Below are 20109 nucleotides of genomic sequence, written 5' to 3' on the forward strand. Positions count from 1 at the left end.
GCCTCCTGGCAGGGATGCCCGTCCAGCTGGCGCAGCTGGGCCGCCCCGGCCGCCGTCAGGCGCAGGGAGGGGTAGAAGCCAGCCGCACGGCCAATCCAGCCCAAACCCAGCACGTCCGCCACGCAGGAGGCCACCTCTTCCGGCGCCACCGCTGACAGCACGCCCAGATAAGGACTCTGCAACAGGCCTTTCTCCTCCATCCGGCCGATCGTTTCGCCGCGCAGCAGATATTCCAGCATGATCGGGGACATCAAACCGGGGTGTTGCTGCACGGCCCGCAGCACCGTCGTGAAATGCGGATGGCTCATCGGGTCTCCTCCTTCTGATTAGACATTTGAAATACATATTATTTTTATTGACAAAAACCACCGGACTTGCGTGCGCCATCTCAGGTGTCCAGAAATAACGCATTATGTTAAACCAGAGAAGGGGGCTCAATGCATCTCCCTGGGCGATTTTTTCGACTTCCCTGAGCCATCAACGGTTCATAATTCTTCATTCAAATTGCGCGCGACCTCGCTGCCGCCCCCCCGCTGATGTGGCAGGGTAAACATGGAGAGCGGGCACACCGTTGACGGAATTGGGCCAGGTGAAACGAAAACGACGCGCCAAAGTGGAAGTCCTGCGCGATCTCGACGCGTTGCTGGTGCGAGCAGAGTCGCTGCGCGACGCCGCCGCGGGGGATGAACTCAGCCTGGCCCGAGTGGCCATCGCACGCCTGGCCTGGCGACAGGAGGTGCTGGCCCTGCTGCCGGAGATGAGCAAGGGCATGCAGGTGGCTGTCGACTTTCAACGGGCCGCTCAGAGCGTCGGCGCGACGGCGGTGTCGGATCTGGCGGCCGAATGGGGCCACCATCGCGCGGCGATCGGGGCGCCGCTCGAGGTGCTTCGCAGCGCAATAGACGCCTGGCGCCGCTCCGGCACCCGCCCCCTGGAATGACGAGGAGCCCGTGATGAACGTATATCCCTTTGCGGCGGCCCTGCTGCTGTCCGCCGTCTTGCTGTCAGCCTCCGCGGCATCCGCCGACGGCAGCGACCCCCTCGAGCCGGAAGCCGGGGCGGCCCTTGAACAGCCATTGGCCAAGCCATCCCCGGGCCAGCCCATGGCCAAGCCCCAGCGGGCCCTGGCGACCCCCTCCCGCGCGTCCCGCTCGGCCCGCAAGCGGGCAGCGCGTGAGCGGCGGCTGCCGCGCAAACCACACCCACAGCAGACTCCGGTGGCGGCCAAACGCCCCTCGCCGGTTCCCAAAGCGGAGCTGGTATTGCCGGAAGCCGCGCCCCATTACGACGCCAAGGGCAAGTACATCCCCACCGTGTACATCTACCAGGAGACCAACGGGGAATTCCGCATCCTGAATCCGAAGGCGCAGGAACAGGCGCAGGCCTCCGGCGCGGTCAGCCCGCGTGACGCCTTACAGGACGCCTTGAAGGCCCTCGGCGTGGCGACAGACAAGGCCCCGCGGCCCCGCGGCGGTGACAGCGACCGCGGAGGCCGCTCAGCGGGCAATGCCGGCCCCGCGGAGGCCGGCAGCAGCGGCGCAGGGGCGGCCGGCGCCCCGTCGGGCGGGGCCAGCGGCGGCGGCCCCAGCGGGGACTCGTCCGGCGGCGCTCCGGCCGGTGCAGGCAGTGATGGCGGCAATGGCATCTTCTGAGTGCGTCCGGGCCGTGCGGCGCGGCCGGCGTAGCGCCTGGCTGCGCCCCGCATCCCGTCTTCTGATTGGCGTCGGGGCCGTCTTGGCCCTGCTTGCCCCTGCGGCTCAGGCCAGCCCGCTCGAGGGCACTTGCGTGGCCGTTCACGATGGGGACACCGTGACGCTGCAATGGTCCGGTGGGCGCGAAAAGATCCGCCTGCTGGGCATCGACGCCCCGGAACTCAAGCAGGTTCCCTGGGGCCCACGTTCGCGAGACCACGCCGCAAGCCTCATGCTGAACCAGCCCCTGCGCGTTGAAACCGACGTCCAGCCCCGCGATCGCTACGGGCGTCTGCTGGGCTATGTCTATGTGGGAAGCCGCTTCATCAACCGCGAATTGATCGGCAACGGGCACGCGGTGCTGCTGACCTATCCGCCCAACGTACGACACGTGGCGGAATTCACCGCCGCTCAGACCGATGCGCGCGCCAGGGGACTGGGCATCTGGAACCCCCAGGAGCCCCTCGATGTCTCCCCTTACGATTTCCGGCACGCCAAACCGCGCGGCCGCTTGACGCGTGGGGAAGACCTGCGCCTGAACCCTCCCACGGCGAGTCCGGCCGGCTCAGGGCAGCCGGGTGATCAGGTCCGCTTCAACCCGCGCAGCAAGAAGTTTCATCGCGAGGACTGCGGACACGCCTGCGCGCGCTGCGAAGCCATGCCCCGCGCGGAAGCGGAGGCCCGCGGAGGCAGCCCTTGCAAGGAGAGCCGCTGACGGCTGAGCCCGTCTGAACGGCGCGCTCAGGCGGGCGGCTGGGCCTCGAGCTGGGCCACCGCGGCACGCACGTTCTCAAGCAAACAGGCGATCGCCTCCCCCTCACTGTCCGCCCCCGCGTGGACGTGGCGAGCCGCCAGCAACATGGCCAGAAAGGGCGGCAGATCGGCGGGAGCATCGGCCCGCCTGGCCACGACCTGAAAGGTCTCCAGCTCCGGGTGCCAGCCCAGCAGGAAGCCGGCGTCCAGGGTGATCAGGGTCGCCTCGCCGCGCTGGGCCGCCTGCCGCAAAAAAGCCTCGGCTTCCGCCCGAACCTCCTCGGGTGCGGCGTCCGGCGCACGTCCGGCGCTCCAGTGGGTGAATCCGTTCCAGGTGCCCATCGGCCCTCCTCTGGCGTGACCCTCGGCCGCAACGGCGACTCTCCTGAGGCGCCACAGGCTTGCGCTACAATGTTCGCCTGTCACGCTGAGGAACTCAAGATGTCCGCTTCCGACCAAGCCCGTTCAACCCAGGCCAGCTGGGGGGCCATCGCCCTGGCCAACCTCCAGGGCTGGTTCCCCGAAAACCGACGCGAATTCATCAGCATCGCGGTGCTCTATGCCAGCATATACGCGCTTTCCGGCGCCCTTGAGACGACGCCCTACAACGCGCACGTCTATCTGGCGCAGGCCTTCTTGGAAGGCCACTTTCACGTGGACAACCTGCCGGAATTCATGGAGGAAACCCACCTCAACGGCCACAAGTACATTGCCTATGGCATCACCCCCGCGTTGGTGATGATGCCCTTCGTGGCGATCTGGGGCCTGGCGTTCCACCAGAGCCTGTACTTTGCCCTGCTCGGCGGCGTGGCGGTGGCCGTCTGGCATTCGGTGCTGGGCAAGCTGGAACTCCAGCCCGCCTGGCGTCACATGCTGACGACCGTGATGGGGCTGGGATCTCTGTTCTGGTTCTATGCGGGCGACGGCGGCCGCACCTGGTGGATCATGCACGTGGCCACGGTGTTGTTCCTGCTGATCGCGATCCGGGACTGCGTGGGCAAGCAACGGGCCTGGGTGGCTGGTCTGGCCTTCGGTCTGGCGGTGCTGTCACGCCAGAGTGTCTTCCTCGGGCTGCCGTTTTTCGTGGGCATGCTCTGGCGCGACGACCGCTCCCAGGGCGGCCTCGGCGTGGCGGGCAAGGCCTGGCGCTTCGCCCTGCCGCTGGCGGCCCTGCTGGCCTTCAACTGTTTCTACAACTACGCGCGCTTCGGCGCCCCGCTGGACAACGGCTACGCCCGCGTCATCAGCGAGACCGACACGCTGGCACACGGCTTTTTCAGCACCCATTACCTGCAGGAAAACCTGAGACTCTACCTGTTCGGTGTGCCACAGCGCCTGGAGCGCTTTCCCTGGTTCGACACGACCATGGGTGGGTTCAGCATCTTCATCTCGACGCCCGCCCTGCTGCTGGCCTTTTTTGCCGACTGGCGGGCCCGCATCAACCAGCTGGCGCTGCTGGCCGTGCTCGGGATCGGCACCTTTTACATGTTTTACTACTGGAGCGGCTTCACCCAGTTCGGCTGCCGCTATTCGCTCGACTTCCTGCCGTTCGCCCTGTTGCTGGTGGCCTCGGCCGTGCGCGATCGCTGGCTGGAGGCCCTGCGCACCTGCCTGCTGGCCGGCATCACGGTTCAGGTCTGGGGGCTGTTCTGGTGGATGCACAAGGGCTGGTGAGCCCCCGTCCGTTCTGGCGGGCGCCGCGCCGGGCTGAGCGCGACGGTCAGCGGAACCTCACCCTCAGGCGGTGCCACCACGCCCTCCAGCCAGGGACAGGGGCCGGCTCGGCCTGTTGAGCCGCCTGGGCAATTGCCCCGGACCAGGAGGACTCCGCCCGCAGCAGCTCGCCCAGGCTCGCCAGCGGCAGATCCTCCTGCAGGGCCAGGGCCAGTTCCTGGATCAGTTCAGCGGCGGGCTCTCCCACCACCGTGGCCCCCAGCAAGTGCCCCTCAGGCGAGGCGAGCAGGCGCACCAGTCCGGGCGAGCCGCCCAGCGCGCCGGGTGGCGGCATCAAGGGCGCCTGGTGAACCCGATAGGGCGTCTGAGTCGCCACCAGTTCGGCCTCCTTGCGCCCCACGGAGGCCAGCGGGGGATCCGTGAACACCACCAGCGGCAACAGGGAGGAATGAAAGCGGGCCGCGCCCGGCTGGATCGCATGGGCCACGGCGCGCTGCGCCTGCACCAGCAGGGCCTGGGTGGCAGACACGTGGCCGATCTGTTCCCCCAGGGCATACACGCCGGGCAGACTGGTGCGAAAGGTTTCATCGACCGTGATGAAACCGCGGGCATCACGCACCAGGCCACCGGACTCGGGCTGACGCGCCAGCGCGCCGGGCACGCGACCACAGGCGATCAGCAGCGTGTCGTAGGGCAAGGCCGCGCGCTCCCCGTCCAGCCCACTGATGGCGAGCACCCGCTCCCCCTCGGCGTGGCGAACGGCGACCGGCTTGGAGGCGAAGCGAATATCGACCCCGGCGTCGCGCAAGGCTTGCTCCAGCAAGGCCGCGGCATCAGGCTCCTCCTGGGGAAGGAGACCGGAAAAGGGCTCCACCAGGACCACGCGCGTCCCCAGACGGGCAAACGTCTGGGCCAGTTCACTGGCCACCGGACTGCCCCCCACCACCACCAGCCGCCTGGGCAGACGTTCCAGGCGCTGGGGCAAGTTGTCCGGCGTGAGATAGCCATCCGGCTGCAGCCCTTCGATGGCCGGCACCAGCGGGGCGGTGGCCCCGGCCAGCAGCAGGGCGGGGGCGCGCAGCAGGCGCTCTCCCAGCCGTAACGTGGTCGGTTCCTGCCAGACCAGCGAAGCGCCGAGCAGACGCTCGCCAGGGGCCTCCAGCTCGGCCACGGGGGGCGGCCAGACCCCCAGCCGGGCCAGCAGCGCCTGAAGCGAGGCCCAGGCGATCACGGAAGGCAGGGCCAGGCCCTCCAGCCCCTCCAGCCGGCGAGCCCGCTGGAGCAAGGTGGCCACCTGCGCCATGGCCCGACCGAAGCGTTCCCCCTGGGCACGATCCGGCAAGGCCGCCTCGGCCTCGTGATCGACCCAGGCCACCCGCACGCCACGCCGCGAGGCCTCCCGCACCGCCTCGCGAGCGCCAGGGCCGCTGCCCAGCACGATCAGTCCAAATTCGTCGGCGTCCAACCCGATGACCCTATCACTCCCTGCGCCTGTCCGGCCGCAGACTTTCCCTATTTTACGCACAGTTCACCACGGCGCCGTGACGACCACGGCCCGCGCTCGGACGCCTTTACCTGATGACGCCGGCGGGCTAGCATGGAACCCGACGCGCCCCTGCTGAGGTGATGGTTTGGATCGACGCCTGAATCTGGTCCCCTGGCGCCCCCCCGCCACGCCCCGGATCGTGCTCGCCAGCGGGCTCGCCACCTACGTGGTGGCCGCCTGTGCCGCCGCGCCGGCCCTGCCTGGCCCGCCGGAGGGGCCACCCACCGCCAGCGGGCCCCCGATCGGCCTCCCCGGGGTCCTGCCGACACCGCCCACGCCCCCACCGGGGGGTCGACTGGTGGGTGATTTCTCCGCCGCTGGTTGGCGCAGCTGGGAGAACGTGACGTACTTTCCCTGGAGCCCCAAGAACGACTACCGGCGACTCGACACGCCGGACGGCCCCCTGATTCACGTGGTCAGTCAGGATGCCGCCTCGATGCTGGTCCGTCGCGTCGAGATCGACCTGACCAAAGAACCGATCGCCACCTGGCGCTGGCGCATCGCGGCCCCGATCGCCGGGGGCGACGAACGCAAGCGCGAGACCGACGACTGCGCGGCCCGGGTGTACTTCGTCTGGGGCCTGAAGGACCGCAAGGACATCTTTTCTGCCAAAGGGCTGGCCTACGTCTGGGGCCAGACCCGCCGAGTCGGTGACATCGGGGGCTCCCCCTTCACCGACCAGATCGCGGTCATGGCGTTGCGCAGCGGATCCGCCGGCGCGGGCGCCTGGCAGACCGAGCGACGCGACCTGGAGGCGGATTACCGCGCCTACTTCAAAGCACCGCCTCCCGGCCCGATCACGGCGATCGCCCTGCTGACCGACACCGACCACACGGCCAGCCAGGCCTCGGCCTGGTACGCCCCGATCCGGGTGCTGGCCCGCCCCTGAGCGCGGCGCTCCGCTGGGCACGGATGGGCCGCGTGACCAAGGGCCAGACGCCCCCCAGCAGGCGCCGCCCTCAGCCCTGCCACTCTCCGGAGCGCAGGTCGAGCCGTTCCTCGTCATCGGCAAAGCCCAGCGTCGCCTGCAGGGGGAATTGCGCCCCGCCCGCTTCCTGCCAGCAACCGGCGAACCAGTCGATCAGATGCTTGCCCGCCAGCTCGTGGGCGTCCTCGAGGGCTTCTTTGAGGGCCAGGAAGCGCGGTTGCGCCAGCACCTCCGCCGGGACCACCTCGGCCAGCTCCGGCAACAGCGGCTCGCTGCCCGAAAAGGGAGCGTCCTCGTCGGGCCGTTCGGCAGAGACCAGCCAGCCGTCGGCGCCCAGGGTATACAGACGCAACCCCAGTTCCCCGGCCACGCCATAGGGATGACAGAGCTCGACATCGAGACGCTCGACCGCCTCGTGGTAGCGGCGCCCGAGCACCTGGTCGCGCAGACAAGCCAGCATGGCCGGCCGCACGGCCGCCAGATGTTGCTCCACGACCCGCTGCCATTCGGCCTTCAGGTTGAGGGGCCCCGTCAGCGCGCGCACGGGCGCCACCACGTTGGACACCACCTCAGCCCCGGCCTCCCAGGCCTCCGGCGGGCTGGCGTAGCGCTCCACCCGCGCGTGCAGCCAGGGAATCACCAGCTCGTGTTCCGGCTTGATCAGACAGGCCCGCAAGACCAGCAGTTCCTCCTGATCCCAGACCAGCTGCGGCGCGTGGGGCGCCACCAGCGCGCGCGGCAAGCGGGCCGTGGCCAGGTAGACCGGCTCGTGGGCGTCGCGCATGAGCAGCTGGAAGATCTGCTCGGTTTCCGTGCTGATCGCGCTGGCGGTCCAGCCGGCGCCGGTCGGAAAAAAGGCCACGATGTCGAGGTCGGGCGGCATCACCAGCTGCAGGTGGGGACTCGCCTCGATCAGGCCGGCCCAGGCCAGCGCGGCGCGCCGGCAGGCCTTCAGCACGGGGCCGAGGCCGTGGTTGGGCGCGAGCGGAAAGCAACGCAGGGTGGTCCAGAGCGCGGCGGCGGCCGCTCCGGCCCGGGAGCATTCCAGGCTGATCTCGCCCAGGTGCCGCGCGGCCGCGGTGAAATAGGCGTAGGGGGCCTCGTGGGCGTAAAAGCGCGCCACCTGAGGGTCGCGAAAGATCACGCAGCCGCAGCCATAAGGCTGCAAGCCGTGCTTGTGCGGATCGATCACCACGCTGTCGGCCTGGGCGATCGCCGCCCACGGCGCGGGGTCGAGGATCGGCGGCTCGGTCTCGGACAGCAACTTGAAAAACCCGCCGTAAGCCGCATCCACGTGAACGCGAACGCCATTTTCACGCGCCCAGGCCACCACCGCGTCGATCGGGTCGATCGCGCCCAGGGCGGTGGTGCCCGCCGTGACCACCACCGTGCCCAGGGGCTCGCGGGCATGGGCCTGGGCCAGCGCCGCCAGATCCAGCCGCCCCCAGCGGTCAACCGGAATCTCGACCATGCGGAGGCCCAACAGGGCCCCCAGGCGCGCGTGGGTGTAATGGGCCTGCGCCCCGTAGGCCACGGCGCGTTCCGGATGCATCCGGCGAGCGACCCAGAGGGCCTCCAGATTGGCCATCGTGCCGCCGCCCGTCAGGTGGCCCAGGTGGCTTTCAAAGCCCAGCATGGTCGCGAGGGCCGCCACCACTTCTTCTTCCAGCGCCGCGGTGGCCGGCCCGCCGTCCAGGGCGTGGTTGTTGGGGTTGATCTGCATGGCCATGGCATAGGCCAGCATGGCCACCGGGTGCGGCGGCTTGAGCATCTGTCCGGCATAGGCCGGATGATGAAAGGGATAATTGTCGGTCAGACGATCGGCCAGGGCGGCCAGCGCCTCGTCGATCGCCTCGTCCGACAGGGCCAGGCTCGCCGCCGTCGGAAACGGCGCCCAGCGCTCCTGCCAGCGGGCCACCGCCGCCAGGCCACGTTCGAGATGGGGCAAATGGTCACGCATATCGGGCTCCTTGGCCGCTCTCGGCCACCCTCCGTTTCTACCCGGCCAACCGTGGGGCTCACCGGTCCGGGCCTCGGCTCACGGACCTCGCCTGAAACGAAACGGGCGAGTGTGACCCCGCCGTTCAGAAATAGGTGCCCATATCGAAGTACAGCGTGGGGGTCGGGGACACCCCACCCAGCCCGGGCAACACCCCCTGAGCGACCCCGAAACGCGCCACCCCACTGGAATCGTTGAAGGCATTCAGCCCGGGCCAGGCCATGCGCCAGACGGTCGCGATCGGGTTGGTGTTGAGCGGGTTGTTGCTGATCTTGAAATTCAGGCGAAATTCGGCCCCAAGGCCGAGCCGCAGGGCCTCGGAGGTGGGCCAGCGCGACGCCCCCTGGCTGGGCGCCGCACCGGGCAAGGTAGCCCAGTCGGCATTCCAGGCCAGACCGGCATCGCTGAAGACCGCCGCGCCCAGACGTTCGGCAAACAGCGGCAAGGTTCCTGCGCCGTGCTGCAGTTCAAGCAGCGGAAAGCGATATTCGGCCGAGGCCAGGGCCGCGACATTGCCGTTGACGGAGGCCAGCGGATAGCCACGCAGCCCGATCAGCACATCGTCGGGATCCGCCGCCACGCGGATGTCCGGTGAACCGTTCGGATTGACGGGACGGGTTCCGCCCAGAAAGAAGTCGCCCTGCGGCTTGCCCAGATTGAGGCCCCCCAGCCCCCGAAAGGCAAGCACGTGGTGGGTCAGCGGCAGCGGGACAAAACGACGATAGTCGAGGAAGCCCTTGTAGTAGTCGACCTCCGAACCGAGCCAGGGATGAGCCACCTCGAGACCCGCCGAACCCAGCGAGCCATACTCGGGCGAGACCGAGTAGCCGAAGCGCCCGTTGTCGTTGAAGCGGTAGACGTAGCTGAGGCTGTGGGCACGGCCGGCCGGAGGCAGGACGCGGGCTTGCTTCAGCGGCGCCGCCAGCGCCTCGGGAGTGAGGTCCTGAATCAGCCGCACGTTCAGGTTGAGGGCATGCACGTCCCCGGTCTGGTAACTGGCATTGGTGAGGGGGGACGGCAGGTTGTTCCAGCCCAGGCCCAGGCTGAGGTTGGCAAAGCGCTGGAACGGCGTCAGGACCGAGCCATCCCGCAGCGGGACCGAGTAGCGCATCGGATACCAGTTGGCGAAGGCATTCACGTTGGTGTCGTACTGGGTGTTCTGGTAAAGAAAGGTGCCCAGGGTGCGGTCGAACAGCGAGAACCCCTGGAAGGTGTTGGTATCCGGGTCCAGATAGCCATCACCCTGCAGGCTCCAACCCGCATGCGCGAAGAACAGGTTGGTGATCAGCACGTCGTAGCCCAACGTGAAGGCCCCGATCGAGGCCGGCGTGGCCTGGTAAAGCGGCAGCCAGAACTTGGGCAGCAGGGACGGCCAGGGGCTGTACGGCGAGCTCGGATAGGTCTCCCGCTGGCGGTGGACGTAGGGAACCACGCTCGGATCGGCCGTCGGGTGCGGCACCGGGCGCCAGCTGTCCGGCGTGAAGGGCAGGGTGTGAATGTCGAAGCCCAGGCCGCGACAGTAGGCCATGGCGATTTCCTGTCCATCAGGACGGATGGCGGGCTCGCAGACGCCGGTCAGGACGTTGGTGACCTGCCACAGGTTGCGCGCTTGCCAGTCGTAGGCAAACAGGTTGAAGACCCCGCCCTCACGGTCCGACGCGAACACGATGTAGCGGCCATCGGGCGTCCAGACCGGTCCAATGTCGACGGCGTCATCCTTCCAGAGCGGCGCGGCTTGCCCCGTGGCGGTGTCGAGCAGGAACAGGTCGCGGGAGCTGCCGCGCCAGGCGGAAAAGACCGCGTGGCGATCGTCCGGGCTCCAGCGCGGTGCGGTGATCTGGGTGTGGTCCTGCAACTGGGTGAGCCGCCGCAGCAGCTTGCCCTCTCGGTCGAGCAAGACCAGATCGTTCTGTCCCTTGCCGTTCTGCACAGCCAGAATGCGGGTTCCGTCGCGGCTCAGCCCCGGCTGTCCGAGGCGGGCGAACTGCGTCAGGTTCTTGCGCTCGCCCGTCACGAAGTCATGGAGGAAGACGTCCTCGAAACTGCTGTAGTTGTTGCGGCCGTGGCTGTCGGAGAAGAGCATGGCCCGACCGTCCGGCGTCAGGTCGTAACATCCGACGTGGCTCTTGCGCGCCAGCGGCACGAGTTGCGGCTGCCCATCCCGAATGCCCACCCGCTCCTTGAGCATGGCCGGGCCGTGGCGCAGGCCTTCCACGAAAATCAGGTGCCCGTTCGGCAGATAGGCCGGATGGCGGTGGTGCATGCCGGAGGTCGTGACGGCCGTGGTGAGCGTGACCGGACGCCGGCGGATCGCGGCGATCTGGGCCCTGGCGCGGCGCTTGATCCAGTGGATCGTCTCATCCCAGATCTGCTGCGCGTCTCGCCCCCCGAGCACCCTGGCCACGGCCGCGTCGATGCCGAGCCAGGGCGCCTCCCCGTAGGCGCGCGCGATCGCCGCGGGCTTGTCCGCGCCATAGCGCTGCACGATGTACTTGTAGAAGAAGGTGCCATAGACGTAAGGGGCATCCCCTCCCGGAAAGTCGGTCATGTGGTAGGTAGCGGCCTGGTCGATGGTCAGCAGGCGCCCTTCCAGCACGTCCCCCCGCAGGTACATGTCGAAGTAGCCGTCGTTGCCGCGTCCGCCGCGGCCCTGGTTGGTGAACATCGACTCGGTCGTGACGGCCAGCCCTTCGATCAGGAAGGTGGGCTGGAACAGGTTGGGAAACAGAAAGCGCCCGAAGATCCGGTTGAGCGCGGCCGTGGGGCCGCTGACCGTCTCGAAATGGAGCGCGTGGGTGTACTCGTGGGTGATCACGAGCTTGAGCCAGTCGTCGTAGCGGCCCCACATGAAATCCGCATCGGGGGCGGTCAGGTACACGTACATGGCACTGGTCACGTAGGGCAGGGCCAGGCCATTGACCGTGTCCTCGTGATCGAACAGGGTCAGTTCCGTCTTTTGCAGGGGCTGGGTGCCGAAGTAGGCCGAGACACGGTCATGGGCCTCCTCCGCGAACTGGGCGGCCTTCTGGGCGATCGCCTCGTAGCCCTCCGGGTAGTGGACGTGGAAGTGCGGCGTGTCCAGGGTGTGCATGCGGATGTTGGGGTCGAGCGTGGCCGCCTGCCCCGGCGCGGCCAGCCAGGCGGCCCAGCCCAGGACCAGGCCGGCGAACCCGTTCAGCAGGCGCTGGGGCGCCCCGGCTCCGAATCTTTGCGTGCGTCTCGATGACCATCCCACATCCCCATGTTGCCCACCCGGCGGGGCCGCTTACCAGCTCGCCTGGAGGAACCTCGCACTGTCGTTTGGTTTACATTCCTTCACAAAAGACCTACCATGACCTCAGGACCATGCGACAAGACAGAGAAGGCAAAACAAGCCACCTCTTGCGCTGCGGGGCTGTTGCGATCGCCTACCTGGCGCTGGCGGCAGTCGGCAACAGTCTGGCGCTGCCGAGCAACCCGATTGCCGGCATCTGGCTACCGGCCGGCCTGTCCCTGGCGGCGGTGCTGCGTTTCGGCGTGGGCATCTGGCCGGCCATCATGGTCGCGGCCACCCTCGACGCCCTCCACTACATGGGCGGGGGCACGCCCGACGCGATGGGCTGGCCGACTCGCCTGGGGGCAAGCCTGGTGGTGGGCACGGGCGCCACCTTGCAGGCCCTGCTGGGTGCCTGGATGGTCCGCCGACGGGGCTTTCGCCCCCAGCTCGCTCGTGTCGAGGACGTCTTTTCGCTGCTGGTGCTGGGCGGGTTGGTGGCCTGCACCGTGAACGCCTCACTGGGAACGGCCATGCTCACCTGGGCAGGCTCGGAGGCGGCCGCCGACTGGCAACAAAACTGGCTGAACTGGTGGCTTTCGGACACCGTGGGCGTCATGACGATCGCGCCCCTATGCTTCCTTTTCTCGTTGCCTCAACACCGCTTGGAGGACACGAGCCTGGCCGAACGAGCGCTGTGGGGGGTGGGCATGGTCGCCGTGGCCACGATCAATGTCGAGCCGGGCGCCCCCTTGCCGTTTCTGTTCGTGCCCCTGCTGGTGTGGGCGCCGCTGCGCCTGGGCCCGCGCGTGACCGTGACGGCGCTGGCCACGCTGGCCGTCTTCGCCGTCTTTGCCACCCACTTTGGCATGGGCCCCTTCGTCAAGCCCACGCGCATGGAATCGCTGTTGTTGCTGCACCGCTTCCTGGCCTCGATCTGCCTGCCGACCCTGGTGCTGATGGCGGCCCTGTCCTCGCGCCAGCGCATCGAGGATGAGCTGCGCGCCGCCTCGTCGCTGCTTGGCAGCGTGGTCGACAACATTCCCGACCTGGTCTTTCTCAAGGAGGCACCCTCGCTGCGCTACGCCCTGGTCAATCGGGCACTCACCCAGATCGCCCAGCGCCCGCGGGAGCTCTGGCTCGGCCGAAGCGATGCGGACCTGTTCCAGGCGCCGGAGGTGGAAGCTTGGCAGGCCACGGACCGCCAGACGCTGGAAAATCGCCAGCTGGTCGAGCTGCCCCAAGAGACCTGGCAGACCCCGACCGGGGCGCGTCATTTCCGCACCAAGAAGGTGCCCGTGCTGGACGCGAACGGACACGTGACCCACCTGCTCGGCATCTCCTCCGACATCACCGAGTTGAAGGCGGCGGAGGCCCACATCCAGGCCCTGAATGCCCAGCTGGCCGCGCAGGTGGAGCATCTGCGCACCGCCAACATGCGCCTGCGGGAACTCGATACCCTGAAAAGCAATTTCGTCAGTTCGGTCTCACACGAGCTGCGCACTCCACTGACCTCGATCAAGGGCTATGCCGAATTCCTCGAAGACGGTCTGGCGGGGGCCTTGACGCCGGAACAGCAGGCCTTTTTGAGTCAGATCCAGAGCAGCACCACGCGCCTGGAGCGGCTGGTCGACGACCTGCTCGATTTCGCGCGCATGGACGCCGGCACCTTCAGCCTGCGGCTGGACACCGTCGACCTGCGCCACACGCTGGCACGCGCGGCCGAGAGCCTGCAGCCGCTGATCGGCGAGGCCCGCCTGAGCCTGGAAACGCAGGCACCTGATACTCCGCTGCTGGTCCGCATGGACGCCCAGCGCATCGAGCAGGTGCTGATCAACCTGCTCAACAACGCCGTCAAGTTCACCCCGCCCGGCGGGAAGATCCGGATCGAACTCCGGCAAGAGAATACCCAGGCCCGCTGCGAGGTCTCCGACACCGGCCCCGGAGTGGCCGAGGCCGATCTGCCGCGCCTGTTCCGTCGCTTCAGTCAGATCGATGGACGCGGCATCGGCACCGGGCTGGGCCTCAGCATCAGCCAGGCCCTGGTGGTGGCGCACGGGGGCGAGATGGGGGTGCGCAGCGAGCTGGGTCAGGGCTCGACCTTCTGGTTCAACCTGCCCCTGGCCGGCCCGTCCCTCCCGCCAGAACCCAGCCCGCACGGGGGCGACGCCTGAGCGAGCCCGTCCCGGCCTGCCCCCCACGCACGCCGCGGGGGCGCCCCACACGCTCACCCGGGGGAGCAGCACGCCCGCGCTTCCGGCGCCGGCGGTTGCCCCGCCGCTCAGAAATACGAACCGAGCTCGGCGTAGGCCGTCGGCCAGAGCAGCCCACTGCCCGGATTGACCAGGCCCTGGCCGACGCCCAGCCGCAGTTCGGTGGGCGCCTGCTGCACGTGGGTCTGCGCGCGCAACTCGAAGCCGGTGTCCAGCAAGCTGCGGCGCCAATCGAATGGCCCGCCCCAGGCCTGCCCGGCCTCCAGGAAGGCCGCCCCGTGCAGGTTGCGCAAGAATAACGGGAACACGCCGACGCCCCGCTGCACCGCCAGCAACGGGAAACGCCATTCGACCGACAGCGAGGCGGCGTTGGGCCCGCGCTGGGTGGCGAAGCCATAGCCGCGCAGCGGCACGCCCCGGGTGCCCACGCCGCTGGCCGTGCGCAGATCCACGTTCGACAGCAAGGTGGCCGAATCCGCGCCGCCCAGGAAGAAGTCGCCCGCCTCGCGGCTGCCGCCATTGCTGCCGACGGACAGGCGGGTGGCCAGGACGTGATGGGTCCAGGGCAGCGGCGTGTAGCGTCGCCAGTCGAGCCAGATGCGATCGAAGGCGTAGGCCGAGCCCAGGGCAGGCACGGCCTTCTCGTAACCGAGCGTGGCCAGGTTGCCGCCCTCCGGACTCACGGAATAGGCAAACTTGTAGTTGTCGGCGAAGCGATAGGTGAGCGAGAGCGTGTTGGTCTGCCCCGTGCGCGGCCGGATCTCGGCCGGCAAACCCAGCGCGGCCACCTCGCTGATATCGCTCAGATGCTGCGCATTGAAGGCGAAGGTCAGCGTATCACCGGTGGCCCACTGGTTCTGAAGGAAGATGCTGGGCAGGCCCGGGAAGGTGGCCGACACCCCTTGATACTGCCCCCGCTGGACCACCTGATGGGCCTTGCCCTCATGGACCGGGGCGGAGATCAAGGTGCTGTCGGTCGCAAACACCGAGAGGCTCGGGAAGAAGACCTCGTTGCTGTAACTCAGGGAATAGAACGGCCGCCCCGACAGCAGCCCCAGGCCCACCGCGCCGAAGGCGAAGTGCTGCATCAGCACGTCCTGGCCGAAGGTCTGAAAGCCCCAAACGGGGCCCCGCTCGTCGAGAAAGCCGAAGGGCGCCCAGGTCTTGGGGCGAAAGCTGGGCCAGGCGTCATAGGGCACCAGCGGGAACGCCGCCGCCTCGACCTGCGGGGCAGGCTGCCGGGGAGGGGGCTCGGCCGGGCGCGGGCGTGGCAACGCCTGTAAGCGGGCGGGCTCGAACGGCAGGGTGACGATGTCCCAGCCCGGCAGGCTGTAACTGGCCGCCGCGATCGTCTTGCCATCCGGGCTCACGACCGGCTCGATCAGGCCTCCGAGCACGTTGCTGAGGCGCAACAGGCGCCCCGTGCGCATGTCGTGGGCATACAGGTTGAACACCCCGTCGCGGTCCGAGGAAAAGACCAGGTAGCGCCCATCCGGGCTCCAGGCGGGGTCCTGATCGACCGCGCGATCGCGCCACAGTGGCCGCATCCGCCCGCTGGACGGGTCGACCAGGTACAGATCGCGCCCGCCGTCCCGCCAGGCGGAGACCGCGATCAGATCCCGGCGCGGATGCCAGGCCGGCGAAGAAAACTGGGAGCGGTCGTTCAGGCGCACCAGGTCCTGGCGGCGCGTGCCGTCGCTGCGCAGCTTCACCAGGGCGGTCTGGCCGCCGCCGTTCTGCACCGCCACCAGCCAACGCCCATCCGGGCTGACGGTCGGCATGTCGAGCCGCGCCCGGGTCGAGAGACGCTCCAGCTTCTTCTGCTTCACATCGAAGCGGAACAGATCCTCATAGCCGGTGAAACGGTTGTCGTCCCAGTTGCGGGCGTGATACAGCCAGTGACCATCAGGCGAGGGCTCCCAGCTGCCGAACGGGCTCTTGCTCATCAGGCGTCGGGGCTTGGCCGCCGCCTCCCGCCGCATGACCTGGGCGAAGCCGTGCCCGCTCCATTCGGCCCAGGTCAGCGCACCATCGGGCAGGAAGCGTGGATGGCGGTGGTGCATGCCGCCCTCCGTCACCGCCGTGAGGGGCGTGAGCGGGCCGCGCGCGAGGATCGCCTGGCGCTCGGCCAGGGCCTCGGCCGTCAGGGATTGCTGAAGTTCGGCCCAGAGCGCCTGGCTGTCCTTGCCCGTGAGCGTCTTCAGCTCGTCGTCGAGCCCCCAGGTGCCCACGAAGGGGTTGGCGGCGTGGGCATGGGCGAGCCGCGCCGGGGCATCGGCCCCGTAGCGTTCGGCCAGGTGGCGGTAAAAGGCGGCGCCATACACGTAGGGCAACTCGCCCCCCGGGTGGTCGATCGTGAAATAGCCGCAGGCCTGGTCGATGCCCACCAGCTTGCCCGCCAGGGCGGCCTGGCGCAGGTACATGCGGTAGGCGCTGTCGCGCCCTCGCCCGCCGCTCGACCAGCGCGTCTCGGTGTGTACGGCCAGTCCTTCGATCAGGAAGATCGGCTGGATCATGTTGGGGAAGTAGCTGCGGCCGAAGACCCGGTTGACCAGAGCCGCCAGGCCTTCGGTCTTTTCCATGTGCAGCACATGGGTGTACTCGTGCAGCAACAGGTCGCGCAGCCAGCTGTCGTAGCGACTCATGAGCTGGTCGCTGGGCGGGCTGCTCAGGTAGATGAAGATCTGGTTGTTGGGCAGCGGAAAGCCGAAGCCGTTGGTGGTGTCTTCCGAATCGAGCAGCGTCAACTCGGTGCGCTGGGCCGGCTCCGAACGCAGGTAAGGCGCCAGCAGCTGGTGGGCCTCCTCGGCGTAGCCCGCGGCCAGGCGGGCGATCGCCATGTGCTCGGCCGGAAAGTTCACGCGGAAATGCGGCGTGACGATGGTCTGCCACTGGATGGACGGATCGAAGATGGTGGCCGCGCGCGCCTGGGAAGGGACCAGAAGCAGACTCACAGCCAGGGCAGAGAGGCAGGAAGCAAGGCGTGGCACGCCCCCACTTTAGCGCATGGGACGGGTCCTGCCCACCGAGCCATGCGCGCCGCCGCGGTAACCGCGCCGAGAGAAAACGGCCCCTGCTCCGGGGAGCAGGGGCCGCCTGATTCACCTCAGCGCGCGCTTCAGCGCCAGCCGACGTGGCCCGTCACGGCAATCGTGCCGACGGTCAGGCCCGTGGCGGGAGCGACCGTCACGTTGGCCAGGTTGAAGTCCACGTGGGCCGTGGAACTGGGCGACAGACGAGCACCCAGCATGATCGGCGCCGCGATCGCCCCGCCGGTCATGGCATACGACGGCATGATGGTTCCCAGCACGCTCCAGGCGGGCGAGACGGGATACTGCACGCCCACGTCGGCCCCGACCGTGGCATTGTTCATCGGGTTCAACAGTGCCGGGGCGCGGAAGTTGGGCGATACCGAGACCATCGCCGAGCCCATGTCCCAGGTGAGAGGCACGGCCACGCCCAGGCCACCCACCGCCATGGCCGCACCAATGCCGTTCAACGCGGTGTTGACCGCCACGGAAGCCGCCATGCTGCCCATCCGAGACAGCGGGTACTTGTAGGCGCCGGCCAGGTTGATGCCGGTCCCGAGACCGCCCGCGAGCGCGAAGGCGCCGCCCAGGCCGAGGCCGAGCTCACCACCGCCCATGGCCGTGGCGTAATTGATGGAATTGCCGGGGCCCGAGGCTGACACGTAGCTGACGCCCTTCGAGAGCACCGCGGCGGTGTTCTGGCCGAGGTACGAGGTGGGCGCATCTTGAGTGAAAGCCAGGGCAGGCGACGCGCTCAACACGGCGGCCGCGACAGCGAGAGCAGAAATCCGTCCGAACATGGTGCTACCATCCTTTCTGTAGGTCACGCAACGAATCGGTGCACGCACCCCCTCACCTGAAACGGCTCAGGTGAGGGCTTCGGCTATGGGGGGGGAATTCGCCATTGAATCCTCCTCTTTCTGTGAGTGGAGCCTAGCGCCTCGGTGGCAGCGGGCCCCGGGGGGCAGTCGGTTTTCGTTCCTGGACCGTCTCGAAGCGAATGGAAATTTCCTCGCCCTTGAAACGGCCAATTTCGGTGCGCAACATGTACCGGCCCGGCGCCGGAATCTCGACGTTTTCGAAACTCGAACGGAACCCGATCCCCCCGGCTTTGTCGAGGTTGGCTGGCTTGTGCGTCAGCGTGACCAGTTCCTTCTTGCTGCCCTCGGCGATGAGGGTATGGCGGCACACGTAGGCGCCAGCCGGCAAGTCGTAGGCGCTCGAAAGCACCGCGAAGTTGAACTTGATCGGAAACGGGCTGTTGACCAGGCAGCGATGGATGGGATGAATGCAGAGCTGTTTGTTGGACTGCACATCCACATCAATGTCTTCAAAGATGATGGATTGGATGGTGGGCATGCGCTCCCCCTCCGTGGGCCCCGCCCCCGTCGGGGGACCCGTCCCCTATATACCCGTGATTTGGGCTGCTGCTGCTGTGTCCAAAAACACGTTCACATCCGGGTGAACCTGCAGCAAGGAGGCCGGACAGGCCGGATCGACCGAGCCGCCGGCCATGCGGGCCACGGCCTCTTGTTTGTGAGCGCCGGTGGCGATCAGCACGATCCGCGGCGCGGACAGCAAGGTGGCCACGCCCATGGTGATGCCCTGCGGGGCGACGTCCGAAGCCGGCGGCGCGAGATCAGCCACGTGGGTCCGGGCCGAGAGGGCCTGGGCCGGTTCATTGAAGGCGATATGGCCGTTCGCTCCCAGACCCAGCACCGTCATATCGAGCCCGCCCGCCGCGGCGATCGCCGCCTCATAAGCCACCGCTTCCGACCCCAGATCAGGGGCACAGCCGTTCAGCACGTGCGCCCGCGCGGACGGTAGGCGACAGGGGCCAAACAGGTGCGTGGCGAAGAAGTGGGCAAAGGAGCGCGGATCAGCGGCCGGGATGCCGACGTATTCATCCAGCGCGAACACCGTGGCCTCGGCCAGACACTCGGGAGCACGGGCCAGATGGGCATAGGTCTTGATCGGCGTGTTGCCGCTGGGCAACGCGAGGACCGCCCGCGGCCGCAAGCGTAAAAAGTCAGCCAGGTGGCGTGCCAGGGCTTCACTGACGGCATCCTCGTCCGGCAAGACGTGGAAAGAGATCGGCATCGGGTCTACTCCTGAAACTCAGCGAAGCGAGAGGCCCACTTGGGTGAAGGCTTCTCGCACCGGATCATAATCGGCCGAGCTGGCGGGCGCGAACGACTCGATCAGGTACATCTGCGAGAGAATTTTGCGGCCCTCGGGCGTCTTGCTCAGGTCCAGGAAGGCCGAGCGAATCTTGGCCACCGTGGCGGCCGGCAGCTGGCGGCTGACGGCCACCGCCCCGTTGGGAATCGGCTTGGAATAAGCGACCACCCGGATGGCGCCGGGATCGTCCCTGAGAATGTGCTTCCAGGGGACTTCCTCGCCGCGATCATCGTTGGCGAAGGTCGCCGCGGCATCCACCTTGCCGTTGGAGACCGCCAGGATGGCCGCATCATGCCCCCCGGCGAAAATCACGCGACCGAGATCCCTGGCGGGATCAAGGCCCGCCTGCAGCATCATCAGTTTGGGGTAGACACCGCCGGTGGTGGAGCCTGGATCCACGAACGCAAAGGTGCGGCCTTTGAGATCGGCCACCCGCTTGATGTCGCTGTCCCGCCGCGTGATGATGGCGGAATAATAATGCAGGCGGCCGCGGTAGCTGGATTTCAGGATCACGCGCGCGCCCGCGACCTTCTCGGCCATGATCAGCGCAGCCGGCGAGAAGAAGGCCACATCCAGCTTGCCGCCCTTCATGGCCTCGACCACGCCGGGATAGTCCCCGGCCACGAACGGTTTGACGGGCCGCCCGAGCACTTGCCCCAGAAAGCGGGCCACCGGACCTGCCTTGCGCAGCACTTCTTTCTGATTTTCGAAAGGAGCGAAGCCGACCCGCAATTCGCGCGCCAGCGCGGGCGAGGGCGCAGCCAGCAGGCCAGACAGACTCAGGGCGACCAGCCACCATCGTGAACGAAACACACCGGACCTCCAGCCCCCGCGCACCCGCA

Annotated in this window: 16 protein-coding genes; 6 read left to right on the forward strand and 10 right to left on the reverse strand. The window is 68.1% G+C overall.

What is annotated here, in order from left to right:
* The coding region (locus VKP62_09950; GenBank protein ID MEB3197513.1) for a hypothetical protein at nucleotides 1–308 on the reverse strand (308 nt) is incomplete at its 3' end.
* A 281-nt stretch (nucleotides 309–589) separates the two neighbouring features.
* Here VKP62_09950 and VKP62_09955 point away from each other — a divergent pair.
* From VKP62_09955 to VKP62_09965, 3 genes are read left to right on the forward strand one after another with little or no spacing between them, the layout of a single operon-like run.
* Nucleotides 590–940 (forward strand): hypothetical protein, encoded by a 351-nt coding sequence (locus tag VKP62_09955; protein ID MEB3197514.1) that lies wholly within the window; start codon nucleotides 590–592, stop codon nucleotides 938–940.
* A 13-nt stretch (nucleotides 941–953) separates the two neighbouring features.
* Nucleotides 954–1652 (forward strand): hypothetical protein, encoded by a 699-nt coding sequence (locus tag VKP62_09960; protein MEB3197515.1) that lies wholly within the window; start codon nucleotides 954–956, stop codon nucleotides 1650–1652.
* The gene (locus VKP62_09965; protein ID MEB3197516.1) at nucleotides 1639–2406 is read left to right on the forward strand and encodes a thermonuclease family protein; all 768 of its coding nucleotides are present in this window, start codon (nucleotides 1639–1641) and stop codon (nucleotides 2404–2406) included. The genes VKP62_09960 and VKP62_09965 overlap by 14 nt, the downstream gene beginning before the upstream one ends.
* A gap of 26 nt (nucleotides 2407–2432) precedes the next feature.
* Here VKP62_09965 and VKP62_09970 read toward each other — a convergent pair whose 3' ends face one another.
* A complete protein-coding gene (locus VKP62_09970; protein ID MEB3197517.1) occupies nucleotides 2433–2786 on the reverse strand; it encodes a hypothetical protein in 354 nt (117 codons plus the stop codon).
* A 99-nt stretch (nucleotides 2787–2885) separates the two neighbouring features.
* Between VKP62_09970 and VKP62_09975 the strand changes: the two genes are divergently transcribed.
* Nucleotides 2886–4118: a hypothetical protein gene (locus VKP62_09975; GenBank protein ID MEB3197518.1), complete on the forward strand. Its 1233-nt coding sequence runs from the start codon at nucleotides 2886–2888 to the stop codon at nucleotides 4116–4118.
* A gap of 46 nt (nucleotides 4119–4164) precedes the next feature.
* On the opposite strand, the gene VKP62_09980 is transcribed toward VKP62_09975, so the two are convergent.
* Nucleotides 4165–5583 (reverse strand): FAD-dependent oxidoreductase, encoded by a 1419-nt coding sequence (locus tag VKP62_09980; protein ID MEB3197519.1) that lies wholly within the window; start codon nucleotides 5581–5583, stop codon nucleotides 4165–4167.
* A 166-nt stretch (nucleotides 5584–5749) separates the two neighbouring features.
* On the opposite strand from VKP62_09980, the gene VKP62_09985 reads away from it, so the two are divergent.
* Complete coding sequence (locus VKP62_09985; protein ID MEB3197520.1) at nucleotides 5750–6553, forward strand: DUF3047 domain-containing protein; 804 nt, start codon at nucleotides 5750–5752, stop codon at nucleotides 6551–6553.
* Between the two features lie 70 nt (nucleotides 6554–6623).
* On the opposite strand, the gene VKP62_09990 is transcribed toward VKP62_09985, so the two are convergent.
* Nucleotides 6624–8552: an aminotransferase class V-fold PLP-dependent enzyme gene (locus VKP62_09990; protein ID MEB3197521.1), complete on the reverse strand. Its 1929-nt coding sequence runs from the start codon at nucleotides 8550–8552 to the stop codon at nucleotides 6624–6626.
* 124 nt (nucleotides 8553–8676) lie between these two features.
* Nucleotides 8677–11826, reverse strand: coding sequence for a BamA/TamA family outer membrane protein (locus VKP62_09995; GenBank protein MEB3197522.1), 3150 nt, complete (start codon nucleotides 11824–11826; stop codon nucleotides 8677–8679).
* Nucleotides 11827–11936: 110 nt separating this feature from the next.
* Here VKP62_09995 and VKP62_10000 point away from each other — a divergent pair, with 110 nt between their 5' ends.
* On the forward strand, nucleotides 11937–14018 hold the full coding sequence (locus tag VKP62_10000) for an MASE1 domain-containing protein (protein ID MEB3197523.1): 2082 nt from the start codon (nucleotides 11937–11939) through the stop codon (nucleotides 14016–14018).
* A 107-nt stretch (nucleotides 14019–14125) separates the two neighbouring features.
* Here VKP62_10000 and VKP62_10005 read toward each other — a convergent pair whose 3' ends face one another.
* The 5 genes from VKP62_10005 to VKP62_10025 all read right to left on the reverse strand — a co-directional run bounded on the left by VKP62_10005 (nucleotide 14126) and on the right by VKP62_10025 (nucleotide 20080).
* A complete protein-coding gene (locus tag VKP62_10005; GenBank protein ID MEB3197524.1) occupies nucleotides 14126–17047 on the reverse strand; it encodes a BamA/TamA family outer membrane protein in 2922 nt (973 codons plus the stop codon).
* 128 nt (nucleotides 17048–17175) lie between these two features.
* Nucleotides 17176–17886, reverse strand: a complete 711-nt coding sequence (locus VKP62_10010; protein MEB3197525.1) for a hypothetical protein — start codon at nucleotides 17884–17886, stop codon at nucleotides 17176–17178.
* Nucleotides 17887–18019: 133 nt separating this feature from the next.
* On the reverse strand, nucleotides 18020–18445 hold the full coding sequence (locus VKP62_10015; GenBank protein ID MEB3197526.1) for a hypothetical protein: 426 nt from the start codon (nucleotides 18443–18445) through the stop codon (nucleotides 18020–18022).
* A 45-nt stretch (nucleotides 18446–18490) separates the two neighbouring features.
* Entirely contained in the window at nucleotides 18491–19186 is a 696-nt protein-coding gene (locus VKP62_10020; GenBank protein MEB3197527.1) for a glucosamine-6-phosphate deaminase, read from the reverse strand.
* An 18-nt stretch (nucleotides 19187–19204) separates the two neighbouring features.
* Nucleotides 19205–20080: a phosphate/phosphite/phosphonate ABC transporter substrate-binding protein gene (locus VKP62_10025; GenBank protein ID MEB3197528.1), complete on the reverse strand. Its 876-nt coding sequence runs from the start codon at nucleotides 20078–20080 to the stop codon at nucleotides 19205–19207.
* Nucleotides 20081–20109 lie beyond the last annotated feature (29 nt).

The organism is Candidatus Sericytochromatia bacterium (genome assembly GCA_035285325.1).
GTDB lineage: Bacteria > Cyanobacteriota > Sericytochromatia > S15B-MN24 > JAQBPE01 > JAYKJB01.